The sequence below is a fragment of the Nioella sp. genome, assembly GCF_964229645.1.
GTDB lineage: Bacteria > Pseudomonadota > Alphaproteobacteria > Rhodobacterales > Rhodobacteraceae > Nioella.
In genome coordinates this window covers 1-2,991 of sequence record NZ_CAXREX010000283.1, presented here as the reverse complement: position 1 = coordinate 2,991, position 2,991 = coordinate 1, and the positions used below count along the sequence as shown (strand labels likewise).

The 2,991-nt window shown below is 65.8% G+C and carries 4 protein-coding genes and 1 pseudogene; all 5 read right to left on the bottom strand.

Annotated features, from left to right (window positions below; genetic code table 11):
• Positions 1-120 precede the first annotated feature (120 nt).
• Positions 121-738 carry a carbonic anhydrase gene (locus tag ACEQXV_RS18075; protein ID WP_370270337.1) on the bottom strand — a complete coding sequence of 206 codons (618 nt, stop codon included), beginning with the start codon at positions 736-738 and terminating at the stop codon, positions 121-123.
• Positions 732-1,289, bottom strand: a complete 558-nt coding sequence (locus tag ACEQXV_RS18070; RefSeq protein ID WP_370251221.1) for a hemerythrin domain-containing protein — start codon at positions 1,287-1,289, stop codon at positions 732-734. The genes ACEQXV_RS18075 and ACEQXV_RS18070 overlap by 7 nt, the downstream gene beginning before the upstream one ends.
• A gap of 18 nt (positions 1,290-1,307) precedes the next feature.
• On the bottom strand, positions 1,308-2,081 hold the full coding sequence (locus tag ACEQXV_RS18065; RefSeq protein ID WP_370251222.1) for a peptidylprolyl isomerase: 774 nt from the start codon (positions 2,079-2,081) through the stop codon (positions 1,308-1,310).
• Positions 2,078-2,791 (bottom strand): respiratory nitrate reductase subunit gamma, encoded by a 714-nt coding sequence (gene narI, locus ACEQXV_RS18060; RefSeq protein WP_370251223.1) that lies wholly within the window; start codon positions 2,789-2,791, stop codon positions 2,078-2,080. The genes ACEQXV_RS18065 and narI overlap by 4 nt, the downstream gene beginning before the upstream one ends.
• Before the next feature lie 12 nt (positions 2,792-2,803).
• Positions 2,804-2,991: pseudogene (locus ACEQXV_RS18055) on the bottom strand (nitrate reductase molybdenum cofactor assembly chaperone); the annotation flags it as partial.

Here is a 2,991-nt window from a genome sequence, read left to right as displayed (position 1 = left end):
CCCCAAGCGGTGTGACACCTGAGGCAATCCGTTCGAGCGCAGCGTCGATGCTGACAAGCCCCTTGCGCGCGATCGCACTATCGCAGCCGCAGCCATGGTTTTCGATCGGCAAGGCAATCGTCATGCGGACGTCTCCTGCAGGAAATGGCCGGGACCGATGGTGCAGTCGAGATTGCGAAGCCGTCCGTCTTTCAGCCCGTAGATCAGCCCGTGCACGCGCACCGAAACGTGGCGGGTCCAGGCGCGCTGAAGGATGGGCGTTTCCGCCACCCGGCGCACGCCTTCGATCACGTTCAGTTCGGCCAGCCGGTCGCGCCGGATTTCAAGGTCGGGGGCCTGTGCGAGGTCCACCGCGTAGGCGCGCGCCAGCCTGCGGATGGGCTCCAGCCAGTGATCGGCCAGACCGTGCGGGAAATCCTCGGTCGCGGCCTTCACCCCGCCACAGCCATAGTGGCCGCAAACGATGATTTCGCCGATTTCCAGCGCTTCGACGGCAAACTCCAGCGCGCTGAGCAGGTTCATGTCCGAGGAGTGGACCACATTGGCCACGTTGCGGTGCACGAACACCTCGCCAGGATCGAGCCCGGCCACGACGTTGGCGGGAACGCGGCTGTCCGAACAGCCGATCCAGAAGAACTCGGGCCGCTGCTGTCCGGCGAGCCGGGAGAAATAATCGCTCTCCTTCGCCTGCCGTTCGGCAGACCAGGCGGCGTTGCGGTCGAGGAGATCGTTCAGCATGTGACGGTGTCCATATCGAGCATGATGCCCCGCCGCGCAGCCATCCTGAGGGCAAGGCTGCGCAGGTCAGAAAGGGTCAGGCGGGCCCGCGCCAACGGCAGGATGATCGCGTTTTCCACGATGAGGTGACGACGGGCGTGGCGGGCGAAGCGGGCCAGTTCCACGCCTTCCCCCGGCAAGGCCATCCGCCCGACGGCAAGCAATAGGCGCAGCAGAGCTGCAATCCTGGCTGCATCCGTAGCCGCGTGACCGTGATCTTCCCGAAGACGCGCGATCACCCTGTCGATGTCATCTTCTCGCGTGCAGCGGCGGCGCATCAGGGGAAACAGGTCTTCTTCTTCGTCGGAAAGGTGCAGGGGCAGTTCGCAGGCGACGAAGGCAAGGGCATCTTCCAGCTCGGGCTTGGAACAGGGCAACAGCGCGGCTGCCCGGTCGAGCACTCCGCAGATCTCTCGTTCGCGGTAATGATCCTGCTGGATGAAGTCGAGCGGACGGGCCAGAAGGGCCGGATCGGTCGGTGCATGCCCATCCATGGGGCGATAAGGCGACATGACCGGATCCTCCCTGCCCTAGATCACCGTGAAATCCGCGCCGGCAATGTCGGCCTCGGCCATCAGGCCCTCGGCGAAGGCGCGCGCCGCACGGGCCCAGTTGCGCTTTTCGATCGCCTCCGACAGGCGCGGGGCCACGGCCTCGAAGGGCAAGACTCGCCCCTCGGCAACCGCATCGAGCCGGATGATGTGCCAGCCGTGCCGCGACAGGATCGGCTGCTCGGTGATGTCGCCCTCAGACAGGCCGCGCAGGGCCATTTCGAATTCGGGCAATGTATCACCCGGCCCCAACTGACCTAGCGCCCCGCCATTCCCGGCCGAACCGCAGGCGCTGTCGCGCCGGGCCACGCGGGCAAAGCTTTTGGGGTTTGCGATGACTTCGGATGCCAGGGCACGAGCCCGTTCCTCGGCACCCTCACCGGCGCACAGGATGTGCGAGACTTCCCACAGGGGCGGGGCGCGAAAGCGCGAAGGGTCGCGCTCGTAGATGGCGCGGATTTCGGCCTTGGAGGGGGTCTCCACCTCGACAGCCTGGTCGAGAAGGCCCCGCACAAGGGCCTCCTCATCCGTTTCCATGCGCCCCTGCCCGACCTGCTGAGGCTGCGGATCGACCCCCCGGCGGCGCGCCTCCTGCAACAGCAGGGTGCGCATTGCCACCGCGTTTGCGGCCTTGCGCCAGGCAATGCCCGGCTTGCCCTTGGGCGCGTCGTGATGCTGCGCCTCGGCGGCAATAGCCGCCTGGGGCACGTGTTCGCCATTCACGACCAGATCGGGGAAGAGCGCGCGGGTCATGGCTTACTCCGCTGGATTGCCGCCCGGCGGCGCGTGCGCACCACCTGGTATCCCGTCCGGGTAAAGAGGAACCGGAACGGCGCCGCGATGCCCGACACGATGTGGACAAGTCGCGTGAACGGGAAGACAAGGAAGATCGTCAGGCCCAGGACAAGGTGCAGCTTGAAGATGAAGGCCACCTCTGCGATATGCGCGGCTGCCCCCGCCTGGAAGGTGAAGATCCCCTGCGCCCAGGCCATGAACAGCGTCATCTCATGTCCGTCGAGATGCTGGAGCGACACGAAGATCGTGCCCAGTCCAAGCACCAGCTGTGCCAGCAGAAGCGCCAGAATGGCGTTGTCGGCAAAGCTGGACGTCGCCTTGATGCGCGGGTCGGTCCAGCGGCGATGGAACAGCATGCCACCGCCCGCCAGCGCCATGACGCCCGCAATCCCGCCCGCCACCACGGCCAGCGTCTGCTTGGCCCCGTGGCTGATGCCCATGGCGTCGAAGATCCAGATCGGCGTGAGCAGGCCCACGAGGTGCCCGAGGAAGATCACCAGGACACCCACATGGAACAGGACCGATCCGATCACCAATTGCTTGCGCCGCAGCAACTGCGAGGACGAGCTTTTCCAGGTGAAAGGGTCGCGTTCATAGCGCGCGATGGAGCCCAGGATCATCACCGCCAGCGCGATATAGGGATATATCCCGAAGAAGAAGTTGTGCATCTGGGGCCTCCTTTACTCGGCCGCCACGCCCGGGGGCGGGGTGATGGGTTGATCCATGCGGGCAAGCATGTCGCGCACCTGCGGACAGCCTGCATTTGGGTCGGGGCCGAACAGCACTTCGCTTTCCTCCCAGACCTTGTCGAGCGCTTCCAGATCCTCGGGGTCCACGTCGGGCTGCTCCAGCAGCTCGGCCACGGCCT

Bases quoted from the DNA above. Each gene is read 5' to 3' on its own strand.
- ACEQXV_RS18075 (WP_370270337.1), bottom strand. From the start codon at position 738: ATGCTGAACGATCTCCTCGACCGCAACGCCGCCTGGTCTGCCGAACGG.
- ACEQXV_RS18070 (WP_370251221.1), bottom strand. From the start codon at position 1,289: ATGTCGCCTTATCGCCCCATGGATGGGCATGCACCGACCGATCCGGCC.
- ACEQXV_RS18065 (WP_370251222.1), bottom strand. From the start codon at position 2,081: ATGACCCGCGCGCTCTTCCCCGATCTGGTCGTGAATGGCGAACACGTG.
- narI (WP_370251223.1), bottom strand. From the start codon at position 2,791: ATGCACAACTTCTTCTTCGGGATATATCCCTATATCGCGCTGGCGGTG.